Here is a 14,080-nt window from a genome sequence, read left to right as displayed (position 1 = left end):
CACCCCGTGGAGGAGAAGGTCTTCCGGCGCGGCCGGCGGATCGCCGTCGACGTGGGCGACGCCCGGATCGGGGTCGCGGTCTGCGACCCCGACGGGCTGATCGCCACCCCGGTGGAGACCGTCCCCGCCGGGGGCCGCTCGCAGGCCCGCCTGCGGGCGATCGCGGAGGAGTACGAGGCCATCGAGGTGGTGGTCGGCCTGCCGCGCTCGCTGAACGGCAAGGAGGGCCCGGCCGCCGCCAAGGTCCGCGAGTACGCGGGCCGGCTGGCCGGCCTGCTGTACCCGGTCGGGGTGCGGCTGGTGGACGAGCGGATGACCACCGTCACCGCCGCCGCCGGGCTGCGCGCCTCCGGGCGGTCGGCCAAGAAGGGCCGCTCGGTGATCGACCAGGCCGCCGCCGTGGTGATCCTGCAGTCGGCCCTTGAGACCGAACGGGTGAGCGGGCGCGCGCCCGGCGAGAGTGTCGAGCCGGTGGTCTGACCGGTACGGGTTAGCTTCCCGGTCGAGGGGCCCGTGCGGACGCGCGTCCGCACGGGCCCCTGGCGTCGCGCGGGGGCGGAGGCCGCCCGGCCGCGGCGCCAGGACGCCGCCCGCCGCCGGAAGGCCCGCCGTGACCGACCCGTACACCGCGCCCGGACTCACCCCCGGCCACCTCGGCGCCCCCGTGCTGGAGCCCGAGGGCGCCCCGCCCGGCCTGCCGTACGGCGTCGAACCGCCCGACCCGGACCAGCTGCGCACCCGCGCCGCGTGCTGCCTGAGCGTCGCCGGGCTGCTCGGCGTGGCGATGGCCGCCGCGCTCGCGCTGTTCGTGCTCTGGCCCGAGGGCGAGCAGCCCGCCCCCGACTACCCCGGCGGCGGCACCGGGCAGGTCCAGGTCTCGGTCGCGCAGGGCGCCAGCATCACCCAGATCGGCAAGACCCTGACCGCCAAGCACGTGGTCGCCTCCACCCGGGCCTTCACCGAGGCCGCGGCCAAGAGCCCGGCCGGCGACAACATCCACCCCGGGACCTACACACTCAAGGAGAAGATGTCGGCGGTCTCGGCACTCAACGTGCTGCTCGACCCGTCCAACGCCAACGCCCTGACCATCCCCGAGGGCTGGCGCTCCACCCAGGTCTTCGCCGCGATCGACACCCGGCTCGGCCTGGAACCGGGCACCACCGCGGCCGCCGCCGAGCAGCACGCCGCCGAACTCGGCCTCCCCGCCGACGCCGCCGGCCACCTGGAGGGCTACCTCTACCCGGCCACCTACGCCGTGACCGGGGACAGCACCCCGCTCACCCTCCTTCAAGACATGGTCAAGGAGGCCGACGGCAACCTCGACGGTCCCGCGGTCGCCGACGCGGCCAGCGCCAACGGCGTCTCCCCGTACGGGCTGCTGGCCGTCGCCAGCCTCGCCCAGGCCGAGGCCGACAACCCCGAGGACATGGCCCGGGTCGCCCGCGTCGTCTACAACCGGCTGGCCAAGAAGATGCCGCTCCAGCTCGACTCCACCATCAACTACGCACTCGGCCGCTCCACCCTCACCACCACCCAGGACGACACCCGGCTCGACTCGCCCTTCAACACCTACGCCCACCCCGGCCTGCCGCCCACCCCCATCGGCAACCCCGGCCGGGACGCGCTGCGGGCCGCCCTGCACCCCGCCGACGGTGACTGGCTGTACTTCGTGACCGTCCGACCCGGGGACACCAGGTTCACCGACAGCGAGGAGCAGCAGCGCAAGAACGTCGACGAGTTCAACGCCTACCGCGCCCAGCACGCCTCGCCCCCGGCCGCCGGGAGCCCCTCCCCGTGAACGACAGCAGGCAGTGACCGTCCTTGGCTACGCTGCGGTACGGTAGCGTCTCCGACCACGGGCTGCGCGGACAGCACGCGGGTTCGACGGACACCCTGGACGCTGTAAGGGGATCGATGACTGATCAGAGCGGGCGCTACGGCTCCCAGGGCGACCAGCCGTGGTACCCCGGCGAACAGCCACAGCCCCAGGGCCCGTACGGGCAGCCGGACTACCTCCAGCAGTACCCCCAGGGCTACCCGCAGCAGCCGGACGGGTCCTACGGCGAGCAGCAGCAGTTCGTGCAGCAGCAACAGCCCGGGATGCAGCAGGGGTACCCGCAGCAGGGCTACCCGCAGCAGCAGGGCGGCTCCTACGGGGGCCAGCAGCAGTTCGTGCAGCAGCAGGGCGTGCCCCAGGGGTACCCGCAGCAGCAGGGCGGCTCCTACGGCGGGCAGCAGCAGTTCGTGCAGCAGCAGCAACAGCCCGGGATGCAGCCGGGCATGGCGCAGCAGGGCTACCCGCAGCAGCAGATGCCGATGGGGGCCGGCCACCCGCAGCAGCCGGGCATGCCGCAGCAGGGCGTACAGCAGCAGGGCGTGCAGCCGCAGCAGCAGTTCGGCCAGCGGACGGGCCTGCCGCCGCAGCCGGGGATGCCGCAGCAGGGCACCCCGCCGCACGGTTTCCCGGTCGGCCGGCAGGTGCAGCAGCAGTCGCAGCCGCAGCAGGGCCCCGCCGCGCGGGCGGCGCAGCCCCGGTCGGCGGAGGCGGCCGGCGGCCCCGGGCCGGACGGCATCGACTGGGAGGCGGAGGCCGCGGCCCTCGACGACCCGTCGGCCGGCCGCCGGAGCACCGCCGCGCCCGACGAGCGGACCGACGAGGAGCACGGGGACTGGGCCGAGGACGGGTACCTGGACGAGGAGGACGAGGACGCCTCGTTCTTCTCCGGGCAGGACGACTCCCGCGAGGCCGAGCGCAAGCGCAAGGAGAAGGGCAAGAAGTCGGGCCGCCGCAACCGCGGCGCGTGCCTGGTGGTCGCCCTGGTGCTGCTCGGCGGCGTGGGCGGCGCGGGCTGGTGGGGCTACGGCTTCTACCAGGACCACTTCGGCCCGCCGCCGGACTTCAAGGGCGACGGCTCCGGCTCGGTGAACATCACCGTCAAGGAGGGCGCGGCCGGCGAGGCGATCGGCAAGACCCTGCTGGACGCCGGCGTGGTGAAGAGCATCAAGGCGTTCAGCGCCGCGTACGAGAAGGACCCCAAGGGGCGCGGCATCCAGCCGGGCGTCTACACCCTCAGGCACCAGATGTCCGCCGCCGCGGCGCTCAAGGAGCTGGTGGAGTCCAACGGCGGCAACGCGCTGATCATCCCCGAGGGGCTGAAGGCCGCCGACATCTACACCAAGATCGACGGCAAGCTGAAGCTCGCCCCGGGCACCACGGCGAACGTCGCCAAGGACCAGGCCGGCAGCCTGGGCCTGCCCGGCTACGCCAACAACAACCCGGAGGGCTTCCTCTGGCCGACCCGCTACTCGGTCGCCGACGGCATGAAGCCCGAGGAGCTGCTGAAGCAGATGGTGGCCAACGCCGTCCAGAAGTACGGCGACCTCAAGCTGGACGAGGCGGCGCAGAAGATCGGGCTGAAGAACGCGTACGAGGTGGTGACCGAGGCCAGCATCCTGCAGGCCGAGGGCAACAACTCGGAGGACTTCGGCAAGATGGCCCGCGCCATCTCCAACCGCCTGACCACCAACGTCACCCAGCACAAGCTGGGCGTGGACACCACCCTGCAGTACTCGCTGGGCCGCACCAAGCTCACCGAGCAGGAGATCAACGACGGGTCGAACAAGTACAACTCGTACATCAACCCGGGCCTGCCGCCGACCCCGATCAGCAACCCGGGGCAGGAGGCGCTCGACGCCGTGCTCAACCCGACGCCGGGCGACTGGGTGTTCTGGCTGGCCGTCTCGCCGCAGGAGACCAAGTTCGCGGCGACCGGCGCGGAGCACGCCAAGAACACCCAGGAGTGGTGTCTGGCCAAGGGCATGAAGTACGACTCCAAGCACGTCGCCTGCACGTCCTGACCTGCGCGTCCTGACCTGAGCACGACGGGCCGTCCGGTGGGCGATATGGCTTTGCGGGACGGCCGGGTGGTGCGGGTAGCGTGAGGCGGATGGAGACACCGCAGACACCGCACCTGCCCGAACCGGCCCTGCTGGAGGCCGCCGCCGTCGACGTGGTCCGGGGCGGGCAGTACCTGTTGCGGGACGTGTCGCTGACCGTCCGGGCCGGGGAGCACTGGGCGGTGCTCGGGGCGAACGGGGCCGGCAAGAGCACCCTGCTGTCGCTGCTGGGCGCGGTCGAGCACCCCACCGCGGGCACCGTGAAGGTACTGGGCAGGCAGCTCGGCAGGGTCGACGTCCGGGAGCTGCGCGCGCACCTCGGGCACGTCAACCCGCGGCACCCGCTGCGCTCCCCGCTGACGGTGCGGCAGGTCGTGCTGACCGGCACCACGCAGACCATCGAGCCGGACCTGTGGCACCAGCCCACCGCCGAACAGCTCGACCACGCCGAGGAGTTGATCCGGACCCTGGGCGTCGCGCACCGCGCCGAGAGCCCCTGGACCACGCTCTCCCAGGGTGAGCGCGGCCGGGTCCTGATCGCCCGCGCGCTGATGCCCGAGCCCCGGCTGTTGCTGCTCGACGAGCCCGCCACCGGCCTCGACCTGACCGCCCGCGAACAGCTCCTGGAGAGCCTGGACGAGCTGCGCTCCCGCTACCCCGAGCTGGCCTCCGTGCTGGTCACCCACCACCTGGAGGAACTGCCCGGGACCACCAGCCACGCCCTGCTGCTGCGCGACGGCCTGACCACCGCGGCCGGCCCCGCCACCGAGGTGCTGACCACCGGGCTGGTCTCCGAGTGCTTCCGGCACCCGATCCGGATCACCCGCAGCGAGGGCCGCTGGTCCGCCCGCACCCGCCGGGGCACCGAGTGACCACCGCCCCGCCCGCCTGGACGCTGCGCCCCGCCACCGCCGCCGACCTGGAGCCGCTGGCCGAGCTGCGGGCCGGGGCGATGCGCCCCGACCTGGAACGGCTGGGCCGCTACGACGGGCACAGGGTCCGGCAGCGGCTGCGCGACGCGTACCGGCCGCGGCACACCTCGGTGGTCGAGGTGCCCGGCTTCCCGTCGCCCGCCGGGTGCCTGGCGCTCGCCCCCGACGAGCGGCCCGGCACCCTGCTGCTGGAGCACTTCTACCTCGACCCGGCGCTGCACGGCCGCGGCCTGGGCACCGCCGTGCTGCGCGACGCGCTGGAGCGGGCCGACGCCGCCGGCCTGGCCGTCCGGCTGAACGTGCTGCGGGGCAGCCCCGCCCGGCGGCTGTACGAGCGGCACGGCTTCGTGCTGGAGTCCGAGGACCCGGTCGACGTCTTCCTGCACCGCCCCGCCGCCGACCCCGCCCGCACTGCCCGCACCACCCGTACCGCCCGTACCACCAGCACCACTCCCTGAAAGGCCGCTTCGTGACCACCCCGCACCGGGCCGCCGTGCTCGGCTCGCCGATCGCCCACTCGCTCTCCCCGCTCCTGCACGCGGCCGGGTACGCCGCGCTCGGGCTGACCGACTGGCAGTACGGCCGGTACGACGTCGACGAGTCGGCGCTGACGGCGTTCGTCACCGGCCTCGACCCCGCCGAGTGGGCCGGCCTGTCGCTGACCATGCCGCTCAAGCGGGCGATCCGGCCGCTGCTGGACACCGTCAGCGACACCGCCCGGGCGGTGGACGCCGTCAACACCGTGGTGATCGACCGCGACGGGCGGCGGCACGGCGACAACACCGACGTCCCCGGCCTGGTCAACGCGCTGCGCGAGCACGGCGTCGAGCGGGTCGGGTCGGCCGCGGTGCTGGGCGCCGGGGCCACCGCCTCCTCGGCGCTGGCCGCGCTGGCCCAGGTCTGCGACGGCGAGGTCACCGCGTACGTGCGCAGCGCCGCCCGGGCCGCCGAGATGCGGGAGCTGGGGGAGCGGCTGGGCGTGGTGGTGCGCACCGCCGACTGGGCGGACGCCGCGCGGGCGCTGGCCGGACCGCTGACGGTCTCCACCACGCCGGTCGGGGCGACCGACTGCTTCGCGGCGCACCTGACGGCGGCGCCCGGCGTGCTGTTCGACGTGCTGTACCACCCGTGGCCGACCGCGCTGGCCGCGGCCTGCCTGGAGCGCGGCGGCACCGTGCTGGGCGGGCTGGACCTGCTGGTGCACCAGGCGGTGCTCCAGTTCGAGCGGTTCACGGGCGTGCCGCACGGCCCGCTGGCGGCGATGCGGAAGGCGGGCGAGACCGCGCTCGCCGGGTGACGGACCCGTTCGGTTCCGGACGTTCGCTGTCCGCCACCCGGACCGTGGCCCCGGTGACCTGCGGGACGTGAAAGGATCGGAGTTCGCCCGCCGTGTTCCTGCGGCCGGGCAGGACGAGACGCCGGGCCGGCCGCCGTTCACGGCGCGGGCCGCTGACGAAGGAGCTTTCGGTGGGTAGCTTGCGCTGGCTCACGGCGGGGGAGTCGCACGGCCCCGCTCTGGTCGCGACGCTGGAGGGCCTGCCGGCCGGGGTGCCGGTCACCACCGCGATGGTGGCCGACGCGCTGGCCCGCCGCCGGCTCGGTTACGGCCGCGGCGCGCGGATGAAGTTCGAGCAGGACCAGGTGACCTTCCTCGGCGGAGTCCGGCACGGCGAGACCATGGGCTCGCCGGTGGCGGTCATGGTCGGCAACACCGAGTGGCCGAAGTGGGAGCAGGTCATGTCGGCCGACCCGGTCGACCCCGAGGTGCTCGCGGGCCTGGCCCGCAACGAGGCGCTGACCCGGCCCCGCCCCGGCCACGCCGACCTGGCGGGCATGCAGAAGTACTCGATCGACGAGGCCCGGCCGATCCTGGAGCGCGCCAGCGCCCGGGAGACCGCGGCCCGGGTCGCGCTCGGCGCGGTCGCCCGCTCCTACCTCAAGGAGACCTGCGGCATCGAGATCGTCAGCCACGTGGTGGAGCTGGCCGCCGCCAAGGCCCCGGCCGGGGTGCTGCCGCTGCCCGCCGACGAGGCCCGGCTGGACGAGGACCCGGTGCGCTGCCTGGACGCCGACGCGTCGAAGGCGATGGTGGCCGAGATCGACCAGGCCCACAAGGACGGCGACACCCTCGGCGGCGTGGTCGAGGTGCTGGCCTACGGCGTGCCGGTCGGCCTCGGCTCGCACGTGCACTGGGACCGCCGGCTGGACGCCCGGCTGGCCGCCGCGCTGATGGGCATCCAGGCGATCAAGGGCGTCGAGGTCGGCGACGGCTTCGAGCTGGCCCGGGTGCCCGGCTCGCAGGCGCACGACGAGATCGTCCCGACGCCGGACGGCGTCAGGCGCACCTCCGGCCGCTCCGGCGGCACCGAGGGCGGCCTGTCCACCGGCGAGCTGCTGCGGGTGCGGGCCGCGATGAAGCCGATCGCGACCGTCCCGCGGGCCCTGCAGACCCTGGACGTGCGCACCGGCGAGCCGGCCAAGGCACACCACCAGCGCTCCGACGTGTGCGCCGTCCCGGCGGCCGGCATCGTCGCCGAGGCGATGGTGGCGCTGGTGCTGGCGGACGCGGTGGCGGAGAAGTTCGGCGGCGACAACGTCTCCGAGACCCGCCGCAACGTGCAGTCCTACCTCGACAACCTGATCGTCCGATGAGCGCACCGGCCACACCCGCGGTGGTGCTGGTCGGCCCGCCCGGCAGCGGCAAGTCCACCGTCGGACGGGTCCTCGCCGACCGCCTCGGCCTGCCGTTCCGCGACACCGACACCGATGTCGAGCAGGCCGCCGGCAAGCCCATCCCGGAGATCTTCCTCGACGAGGGCGAGCCGCACTTCCGGCAACTGGAGCGGGCCGCCGTCCGGGCCGCCGTCACCGGCTTCCCCGGCGTGCTCGCGCTCGGCGGCGGCGCGGTCATGGCCGAGGAGACCCGGGCGCTGCTCGCCCCGCTGCCCGTGGTGTTCCTGGAGGTGCCGCTCGCCGACGCGGTCAAGCGGGTCGGCCTGGACGCCCCCCGCCCGCTGCTCGCGGTCAACCCGCGGGCCCGCTGGCGCGAGCTGATGGAGGCCCGCCGCCCGCTCTACCTGGAGGTCGCCACCACCGTGGCCGACACCGGGGACCGCACGCCCGAACAGGTCGCCGACGCCGTACTCGACGCACTGGAGTTGGAGAACCCCCATGTCTGACCCGGACCTCGTCCGCATCCAGGTCGCGGGCAGCGACGGCCACGCCCCCTACGAGGTGCTGATCGGCCACCAGCTGCTCGGTGAACTCGCCCCGCTGATCGGCCCGAAGGCCAAGCGGGTCGCCGTCATCCACCCGGAGGCCCTGGAGGCCACCGGCGAGGCGGTCCGCGCGGACCTCGCCGACCAGGGCTACGAGGCGATCGCCCTCCAGGTGCCGAACGCCGAGGACGCCAAGAGCGCCGAGGTCGCCGCGTACTGCTGGTCGGTGCTCGGCCAGACCGGCTTCACCCGCAGCGACGTGGTGGTCGGCCTCGGCGGCGGCGCCACCACCGACCTGGCGGGCTTCGTCGCGGCGACCTGGCTGCGCGGGGTGCGCTGGATCTCGGTGCCCACCACGCTGCTCGGCATGGTCGACGCGGCCGTCGGCGGCAAGACCGGCATCAACATCGCCGAGGGCAAGAACATGGTCGGCGCCTTCCACCCGCCCGCGGGCGTGCTGGCCGACCTCGACACCCTGGAGACGCTCGGCAAGCACGACTACGTCTCCGGCCTGGCCGAGGTGATCAAGGCCGGCTTCATCGCCGACCCGGTCATCCTCGACCTGGTCGAGGCCGACCCGGAGGCCGCCACCACCCCGGCCGGGCCGCACACCCTGGAGCTGATCCGCCGGGCCATCCAGGTCAAGGCCGACGTGGTCTCCGGCGACCTCAAGGAGTCCGGCCGCCGCGAGATCCTCAACTACGGCCACACCCTGGGCCACGCCATCGAGCGCAACGAGCGCTACAAGTGGCGGCACGGCGCGGCGATCTCCATCGGCATGGTCTTCGCCGCCGAACTCGGCCGCCTGGCCGGGCGGTTGGACGACGCCACCGCCGACCGCCACCGCACCGTGCTGGCCTCGGTCGGCCTGCCGCTGACCTACCGCGCGGACGCCTGGCCGAAGCTGCTGGACGCCATGAAGATCGACAAGAAGTCGCGCGGCGACCTGCTGCGCTTCGTCGTCCTGGACGGCCTGGCCAGGACCTCCATCCTGGAGGGCCCGGACCCGTCCGTGCTGGTCGCCGCCTACGGGGAGGTCTCCGGATGAGCACGCCCGCCACCCGCGTCCTGGTCCTGAACGGCCCCAACCTGGGCCGGCTCGGCTCCCGCGAACCCGACGTGTACGGCTCCACCTCGTACGCGGGCCTGGTCGAGCGCTGCACCGCGCTCGGCGCCGAACTGGGCCTGTCGGTGGAGGTCCGGGAGACCAACTCCGAGGCGGAGATGGTCGGTTGGCTGCACGAGGCGGCGGACGCGAAGACCCCCGTGGTGATCAACCCGGGCGCCTTCACCCACTACTCGTACGCGATGCGCGACGCCGCCGCCCAGCGCACCGCCCCGCTGGTCGAGGTGCACATCTCCAACCCGTACACCCGCGAGACCTTCCGGCACACCTCGGTCATCGCCGCCGTCGCCTCCGGCACCATCGCCGGCTTCGGCCTCGGCTCCTACGAGCTCGCCCTGCGCGCCCTCGCCGAGCAGCTCACCGGCCGCTGACGCACGCCGGGCCCGGTGGCGGACTTGTGCCCGCCACCGGGCCGACGTGTACATTCGGCGCAGGGAGGTGACGGTGAGCCAGTACGCGCAGAACCAGCACGCGGGGGGCCAAGTGCCACCACGACCTGCGGTGTCCCCGCAGCCGACGGGCCCTCAGCCGCCGTACCCCGCACCGGCCCTGCCCGGCGCCACCCAGGCGATCCCCACCCTGGGGCCGGCCGCGCCCCGGCCGGACCGCCCGACCGTCCCGCTGAAGGCCGTCGGCCCGGTCGCGCCCGGCGGCACCGGCCACTTCCTGCTCCCGACCGGAGGGACCGTCCAACTGCCCGCCCCGCCACCGCAGCAGCCCGCGTTCCCCGCCCCGCTGCCCGGCCCGATCGCCGTCCTGCTGATCGGCCCGGCCGGCGCCGGCAAGACCACCGTCGCCCGGTACTGGGCCGAACGCCGCCCCACCCCCACCGCGCACATCAGCCTCGACGACGTCCGCGAGTGGGTCCAGTCCGGCTTCGCCAACCCGCAGTCCGGCTGGAACACCGCCTCCGAGGCCCAGTACCGCCTGGCCCGCCGCACCTGCGGCTTCGCCTGCCGCAACTACCTCGCCAACGGCATCTCCTGCATCATCGACGACGCGGTCTTCCCCGACCGCCCCGCGATCGGCCTCGGCGGCTGGAAACGCCACATCGGCCCCGGCATGATCCCCGTCGTCCTGCTCCCCGGCCTCGACCGCGTCCTCGCCCGCAACGCCGAACGCTCCGGCAACCGCCGCCTCTCCGACGACCAAGTCGCCCACATCCACGGCCGGATGGCCGGCTGGCGCACCTCCGGCCTGCCGATCATCGACAACTCCAACCTGAGCGTCCCGGAGACCGCGGCAGCCCTGGACCACGCGGTCCTGAGCCGGTTGCACGCGCGCTGAGGTTCCGCTGCGCGGCGAGGGGCGGAGGGGGTTGGAGGCGGTCGCCGCCCCGGGCCGTGCGGTCGCGGGTGTGCGGGGGTCAGCTCTCGGTGAAGTAGTGGTCCTGGTCGAGGTCGTCGAGCAGGCCCGGGTGCCGGGGCTGCCAGTCGAGCAGGGTGCGGGTGGCTTCGGAGGAGGCGGGCAGGTCGAGGGGGACGAGGCGGGCGAGGAAGCCGAAGTGTTCGGCGGCGCGGTCCTCGGGGACGGGGGCGGTGGGGACGCCGAGGCGGATGCCGATGCGTTCGGCGATCTCGCGGAAGGGGACGCCCTCGTCGTCGACGGCGTGCAGGCGGGTGCCGGCGGGGGCGTGTTCGAGGGCGAGGCGGTAGAGGTGGGCGGCGTCCAGGGTGTGGACGGAGGGCCAGCGGTTGGTGCCCTCGCCGAGGTAGCCGGAGGTGCCGGTGGCGCGGGCGATCCGGATCAGGGTGGGGACGAAGCCGTGCCGGTCGAGCGGGCTGTGGACGACCGGGGGCAGCCGGACGACGCTGGAGCGCACCCCGTCCGCCGCGGCGTCGACGATCGCCTGCTCGGCCTCGGTGCGCGGGGCGCCGGGGGCGACCAGGCTCTCCAGGGAGGGCCGGCCGGGCGTGTTGCCGCCGCCCGTCCCGCCGGTGCCGACCAGCGGCTTGCCGGTGCCCGCGAGCGCCTCGACCAGGACCCGGACGGCCTTCAGGTCGTCGGCCATCGCGCCCTCGTAGTCGCCCTGGGCCATCGCCTCGTGCTTGAAGGCGAGGTGGACCACCCCGTCGGCGGCCGAGGCGGCGGCCCGCAGGCCGTCCAGGTCGTCGAGGTCGCCGTGGCGGACGTCCGCGCCGAGGGCGGTGAGCGCGGTGGCGGAGGCGTCGGAGCGGGCCAGGCCGGTGACCCGGTGGCCGGCGGCGAGCAGTTCGGGGACGAGGGCGGAGCCGAGGTGGCCGGTGGCTCCGGTGACGAAGACGTGCATGGGGGTGGACCTCCGAGTGATGGGACCTTGTCCCGTCACCATAACGCGCGGAGCCCCGTGATGCGACCATCTCCCGTCACGTAGACTCCGTGCCATGGCCAGATGGGACCCGAACGCGCGCGAACGGCTGGAGCGCGCGGCGCTCGAACTCTTCGTCCACCAGGGCTACGACCGCACCACCGTCGCCGAGATCGCCGAACGCGCCGGGCTGGCCAAGAGCACCTTCTTCCGGCACTTCGCCGACAAGCGCGAGGTGCTCTCCGGCGGCGACGTGCTGCTGCGCCTGCTCGCCGACGCGATCGCCGCCGCCCCGCCCGGGGCCGGCCCGCTGGAGGCCGCCGGGGCCGCCCTCGCCGCCGCCGGTGCCCACGCCTTCACCGCCGAACGCCACCCCGCCGTCCGCGAGCGCCAGCAGGTGGTCGCCGCCAACCCCGAGCTCACCGAACGCGAACTCCTCAAGCGCGAGGCCCTCGCCACCGCCCTCACCGCGGCCCTGCGCGGGCGCGGCGTCCCCGACCCGGCCGCCGTCCTCACCGCCGAACTCACCCTGCTCGCCCTGCGCACCGCCCTCGCCCACTGGGCGGCCCGCCCCGGCCAGGACTTCACCGCCCTCGCCCTGGCCGAACTCGCCGCCCTGCGCGAGGCCGCCGCTGCCCTCTGAACCGGGCCGCCCGGCCTGTCCGAGCGCCCTGGGACAATGGACTCCTCGCGACCACCACGACCGAGGAGTTGACCGCCGGTGCCCGAGGGGCATGTGATCCACCGCCTGGCCAGGCAGAACGACGAGCTGTTCGGGGGGCGCCCGGTGCGGGTCTCCAGCCCGCAGGGGCGCTTCGCGGAGGGGGCCGCGCTGATCGACGGGCGGGTGCTGGACGAGGCGGAGGCGCACGGCAAGCACCTGTTCCTGGGCTTCGGCGAGCACTGGCTGCACGTGCACCTGGGGCTGTACGGGAAGTACGCGTTCGGGGCGGGCGAGGCGCCCGAGCCGGTCGGGCAGGTCCGGCTGCGGATGGTCAACGGCACCGGGTACGCCGACCTGCGCGGGCCGACCGCCTGCGAGCTGCTCACGCCGGAGGAGAAGGCGGCCGTCCACCGCCGACTGGGGCCGGACCCGCTGCGGGCCGGGGAGTCGGGGGAGGCGGCCTGGCGGCGGGTCTCCCGCAGCGGCAGCACGGTGGCCGCGCTGCTGATGGACCAGAAGGTGCTGGCCGGCGTCGGGAACGTGTACCGCGCCGAGGTGCTGTTCCGGCTCGGGATCAGCCCGCACCGCCCCGGGCGCGAGCTGTCCCGGGCCGAGTGGGACGCGATCTGGACGGACCTGGTGGCGCTGATGCACGACGGCGTGGCCGCGGGCCGGATCGACACCGTCCGCCCCGAGCACACCCCGGAGGCGATGGGCCGCCCGCCGCGGGTGGACGACCACGGCGGCGAGGTGTACGTGTACCGGCGGCACGACCGGCCCTGCCTGGTCTGCGGCACCCCGGTCCGCACCGAGGAGCTGGCCGCCCGGAACCTGTTCTGGTGCCCGCGCTGCCAGCGGTCCTGACGCCGCGTCACGGGCAAGCCTTGACGCAAGGTTGACCGGATCTTGGGCGAGGCCCCGGAACACCGCTCCTATTGTCGGGTCCATGCCCGCTCTCCCGTTCCAGGACCGGCGCCCCGCCCCGGCGCTCCCGGTCCTGCCGTACCGCAAGCCCACCCGCGGCCGTGACTACTGGGTCCTGGACGACGTCCTCCCGGACCCGGACGCGGTGCGCGCCCGGCACCTGGCGCGCACCGACTGGGACGAGGGCTACCCGCACAAGCCGGAGTCCTGGCCGGGCCTGCGGGCCATGCCCGGCCTGGAGCCGGCGGAGCTGGCGCGGGTCGAGGAGCTGGTCCGGGAGGCCACCGGCGCGCCGCGGATCTGGGCGCTGGACGAGGCCGAGGGCGGCACCTTCAACCACAACTGCGTGCAGGTGGTGGGCGCCGGGGAGTGCGAGCCGCGCCCGCACACCGACTCCCGCTCGCTGTGCCGCTACGCCGCCGTGCTGTACCTCAACCCGGCCGTCCCCAAGCGCTGCGGCACCAGCTTCTACCGGCAGAGCCTGCCCGGCGGCCGGCTCGGCGGCAACAGCGTGGTCGCCCCGCACAACAACCTGGTGGACGCGCTGGGCACCCGCTTCGTCCCGCCGGACTCCTTCACCGAGGACCTGGCCGTCCCGCACCGCTACAACCGGCTGCTGCTCTACACCGCCAACCTGATCCACACCGCGACCGAGTACCACGGGACGGCGCTGGAGGAGAAGCGGATGACCTGCGTCTTCTTCTGGATGGCCTGACCGGCGGTCAGCACACCGCTGACCAGGCGTGATCTGCGCCACCCCGGCCCGGGTGCGCCCTTGCCGCGGCACCCGCGGCGGGCCTACGGTGGGCGGGCCGTGGTGCTCGGGAAGCCGGTGCACCGTGTCCGCCACGCGAGTGCGCGGCACGGGAGTCCGGAGCGGCCCTCGCCACTGTGATCGGGGAGTCGTCGGCTCCCACCCCGTGCCACTGGCCCCCGCGGCCGGGAAGGCCGGGCGCCGGCGCGCAACACCCCGTCAGCCAGGAGACCGGCCACGGCATCTCACGAAGTGATCCACGAGGTGCTGGAGCGTGA

15 protein-coding genes and 1 riboswitch are annotated in these 14,080 nt (G+C 74.6%); of the genes, 14 read left to right on the top strand and 1 reads right to left on the bottom strand.

Annotated features, from left to right (window positions below):
• Positions 1-6 precede the first annotated feature (6 nt).
• The 11 genes from ruvX (at position 7) to ACIQVD_RS15150 (ending at position 10,460) form a co-directional block, all read left to right on the top strand.
• Positions 7-480, top strand: coding sequence for a Holliday junction resolvase RuvX (ruvX, locus tag ACIQVD_RS15200; protein WP_100838352.1), 474 nt, complete (start codon positions 7-9; stop codon positions 478-480).
• Between the two features lie 130 nt (positions 481-610).
• A complete protein-coding gene (gene mltG / locus ACIQVD_RS15195) occupies positions 611-1,798 on the top strand; it encodes an endolytic transglycosylase MltG (RefSeq protein ID WP_402289314.1) in 1,188 nt (395 codons plus the stop codon).
• Positions 1,799-1,914: 116 nt separating this feature from the next.
• Positions 1,915-3,858: an endolytic transglycosylase MltG gene (gene mltG, locus ACIQVD_RS15190; protein WP_402289311.1), complete on the top strand. Its 1,944-nt coding sequence runs from the start codon at positions 1,915-1,917 to the stop codon at positions 3,856-3,858.
• 89 nt (positions 3,859-3,947) lie between these two features.
• Entirely contained in the window at positions 3,948-4,769 is an 822-nt protein-coding gene (locus ACIQVD_RS15185) for an ABC transporter ATP-binding protein (protein ID WP_400689503.1), read from the top strand.
• A 23-nt stretch (positions 4,770-4,792) separates the two neighbouring features.
• Complete coding sequence (locus ACIQVD_RS15180) at positions 4,793-5,287, top strand: GNAT family N-acetyltransferase (protein ID WP_402289531.1); 495 nt, start codon at positions 4,793-4,795, stop codon at positions 5,285-5,287.
• Between the two features lie 11 nt (positions 5,288-5,298).
• On the top strand, positions 5,299-6,126 hold the full coding sequence (locus ACIQVD_RS15175; protein ID WP_400689500.1) for a shikimate dehydrogenase: 828 nt from the start codon (positions 5,299-5,301) through the stop codon (positions 6,124-6,126).
• Between the two features lie 170 nt (positions 6,127-6,296).
• A complete protein-coding gene (gene aroC / locus ACIQVD_RS15170; RefSeq protein ID WP_400689497.1) occupies positions 6,297-7,481 on the top strand; it encodes a chorismate synthase in 1,185 nt (394 codons plus the stop codon).
• Positions 7,478-8,008: a shikimate kinase gene (locus ACIQVD_RS15165; RefSeq protein WP_400689494.1), complete on the top strand. Its 531-nt coding sequence runs from the start codon at positions 7,478-7,480 to the stop codon at positions 8,006-8,008. Before aroC ends, ACIQVD_RS15165 begins: the two co-directional genes overlap by 4 nt.
• Complete coding sequence (gene aroB / locus ACIQVD_RS15160; protein WP_400689491.1) at positions 8,001-9,095, top strand: 3-dehydroquinate synthase; 1,095 nt, start codon at positions 8,001-8,003, stop codon at positions 9,093-9,095. Before ACIQVD_RS15165 ends, aroB begins: the two co-directional genes overlap by 8 nt.
• Positions 9,092-9,544 carry a type II 3-dehydroquinate dehydratase gene (aroQ, locus tag ACIQVD_RS15155; RefSeq protein WP_100835262.1) on the top strand — a complete coding sequence of 151 codons (453 nt, stop codon included), beginning with the start codon at positions 9,092-9,094 and terminating at the stop codon, positions 9,542-9,544. The genes aroB and aroQ overlap by 4 nt, the downstream gene beginning before the upstream one ends.
• Positions 9,545-9,611: 67 nt before the next feature.
• On the top strand, positions 9,612-10,460 hold the full coding sequence (locus ACIQVD_RS15150; protein WP_402289304.1) for an AAA family ATPase: 849 nt from the start codon (positions 9,612-9,614) through the stop codon (positions 10,458-10,460).
• 79 nt (positions 10,461-10,539) lie between these two features.
• Here the strand turns inward: ACIQVD_RS15150 and ACIQVD_RS15145 are convergent, their stop codons facing one another.
• Positions 10,540-11,442 (bottom strand): SDR family oxidoreductase, encoded by a 903-nt coding sequence (locus ACIQVD_RS15145; RefSeq protein ID WP_402289301.1) that lies wholly within the window; start codon positions 11,440-11,442, stop codon positions 10,540-10,542.
• A 94-nt stretch (positions 11,443-11,536) separates the two neighbouring features.
• Between ACIQVD_RS15145 and ACIQVD_RS15140 the strand changes: the two genes are divergently transcribed.
• The 3 genes from ACIQVD_RS15140 to ACIQVD_RS15130 all read left to right on the top strand — a co-directional run bounded on the left by ACIQVD_RS15140 (position 11,537) and on the right by ACIQVD_RS15130 (position 13,763).
• Positions 11,537-12,103, top strand: coding sequence for a helix-turn-helix domain-containing protein (locus ACIQVD_RS15140; RefSeq protein WP_402289298.1), 567 nt, complete (start codon positions 11,537-11,539; stop codon positions 12,101-12,103).
• Between the two features lie 78 nt (positions 12,104-12,181).
• On the top strand, positions 12,182-12,988 hold the full coding sequence (locus ACIQVD_RS15135; RefSeq protein ID WP_402289295.1) for an Fpg/Nei family DNA glycosylase: 807 nt from the start codon (positions 12,182-12,184) through the stop codon (positions 12,986-12,988).
• An 82-nt stretch (positions 12,989-13,070) separates the two neighbouring features.
• Positions 13,071-13,763 carry a DUF6445 family protein gene (locus tag ACIQVD_RS15130; protein WP_402289293.1) on the top strand — a complete coding sequence of 231 codons (693 nt, stop codon included), beginning with the start codon at positions 13,071-13,073 and terminating at the stop codon, positions 13,761-13,763.
• 83 nt (positions 13,764-13,846) lie between these two features.
• Positions 13,847-14,057, top strand: a riboswitch (cobalamin riboswitch).
• The last annotated feature ends 23 nt before the right edge of the window (positions 14,058-14,080 follow it).

The sequence above is a fragment of the Kitasatospora sp. NPDC090308 genome (genome assembly GCF_044769485.1).
Lineage (GTDB): Bacteria > Actinomycetota > Actinomycetes > Streptomycetales > Streptomycetaceae > Kitasatospora > Kitasatospora fiedleri.
This window is presented reverse-complemented; position numbering and strand designations above follow the sequence as displayed.

Excerpts from the sequence above, each read along its gene's own strand:
- ACIQVD_RS15165 (WP_400689494.1), top strand. The coding sequence starts at position 7,478 with ATGAGCGCACCGGCCACACCCGCGGTGGTGCTGGTCGGCCCGCCCGGC.
- ACIQVD_RS15185 (WP_400689503.1), top strand. The coding sequence starts at position 3,948 with ATGGAGACACCGCAGACACCGCACCTGCCCGAACCGGCCCTGCTGGAG.
- aroB (WP_400689491.1), top strand. The coding sequence starts at position 8,001 with ATGTCTGACCCGGACCTCGTCCGCATCCAGGTCGCGGGCAGCGACGGC.
- aroQ (WP_100835262.1), top strand. The coding sequence starts at position 9,092 with ATGAGCACGCCCGCCACCCGCGTCCTGGTCCTGAACGGCCCCAACCTG.
- ACIQVD_RS15145 (WP_402289301.1), bottom strand. The coding sequence starts at position 11,442 with ATGCACGTCTTCGTCACCGGAGCCACCGGCCACCTCGGCTCCGCCCTC.
- ACIQVD_RS15140 (WP_402289298.1), top strand. The coding sequence starts at position 11,537 with ATGGCCAGATGGGACCCGAACGCGCGCGAACGGCTGGAGCGCGCGGCG.
- ACIQVD_RS15130 (WP_402289293.1), top strand. The coding sequence starts at position 13,071 with ATGCCCGCTCTCCCGTTCCAGGACCGGCGCCCCGCCCCGGCGCTCCCG.
- mltG (WP_402289311.1), top strand. The coding sequence starts at position 1,915 with ATGACTGATCAGAGCGGGCGCTACGGCTCCCAGGGCGACCAGCCGTGG.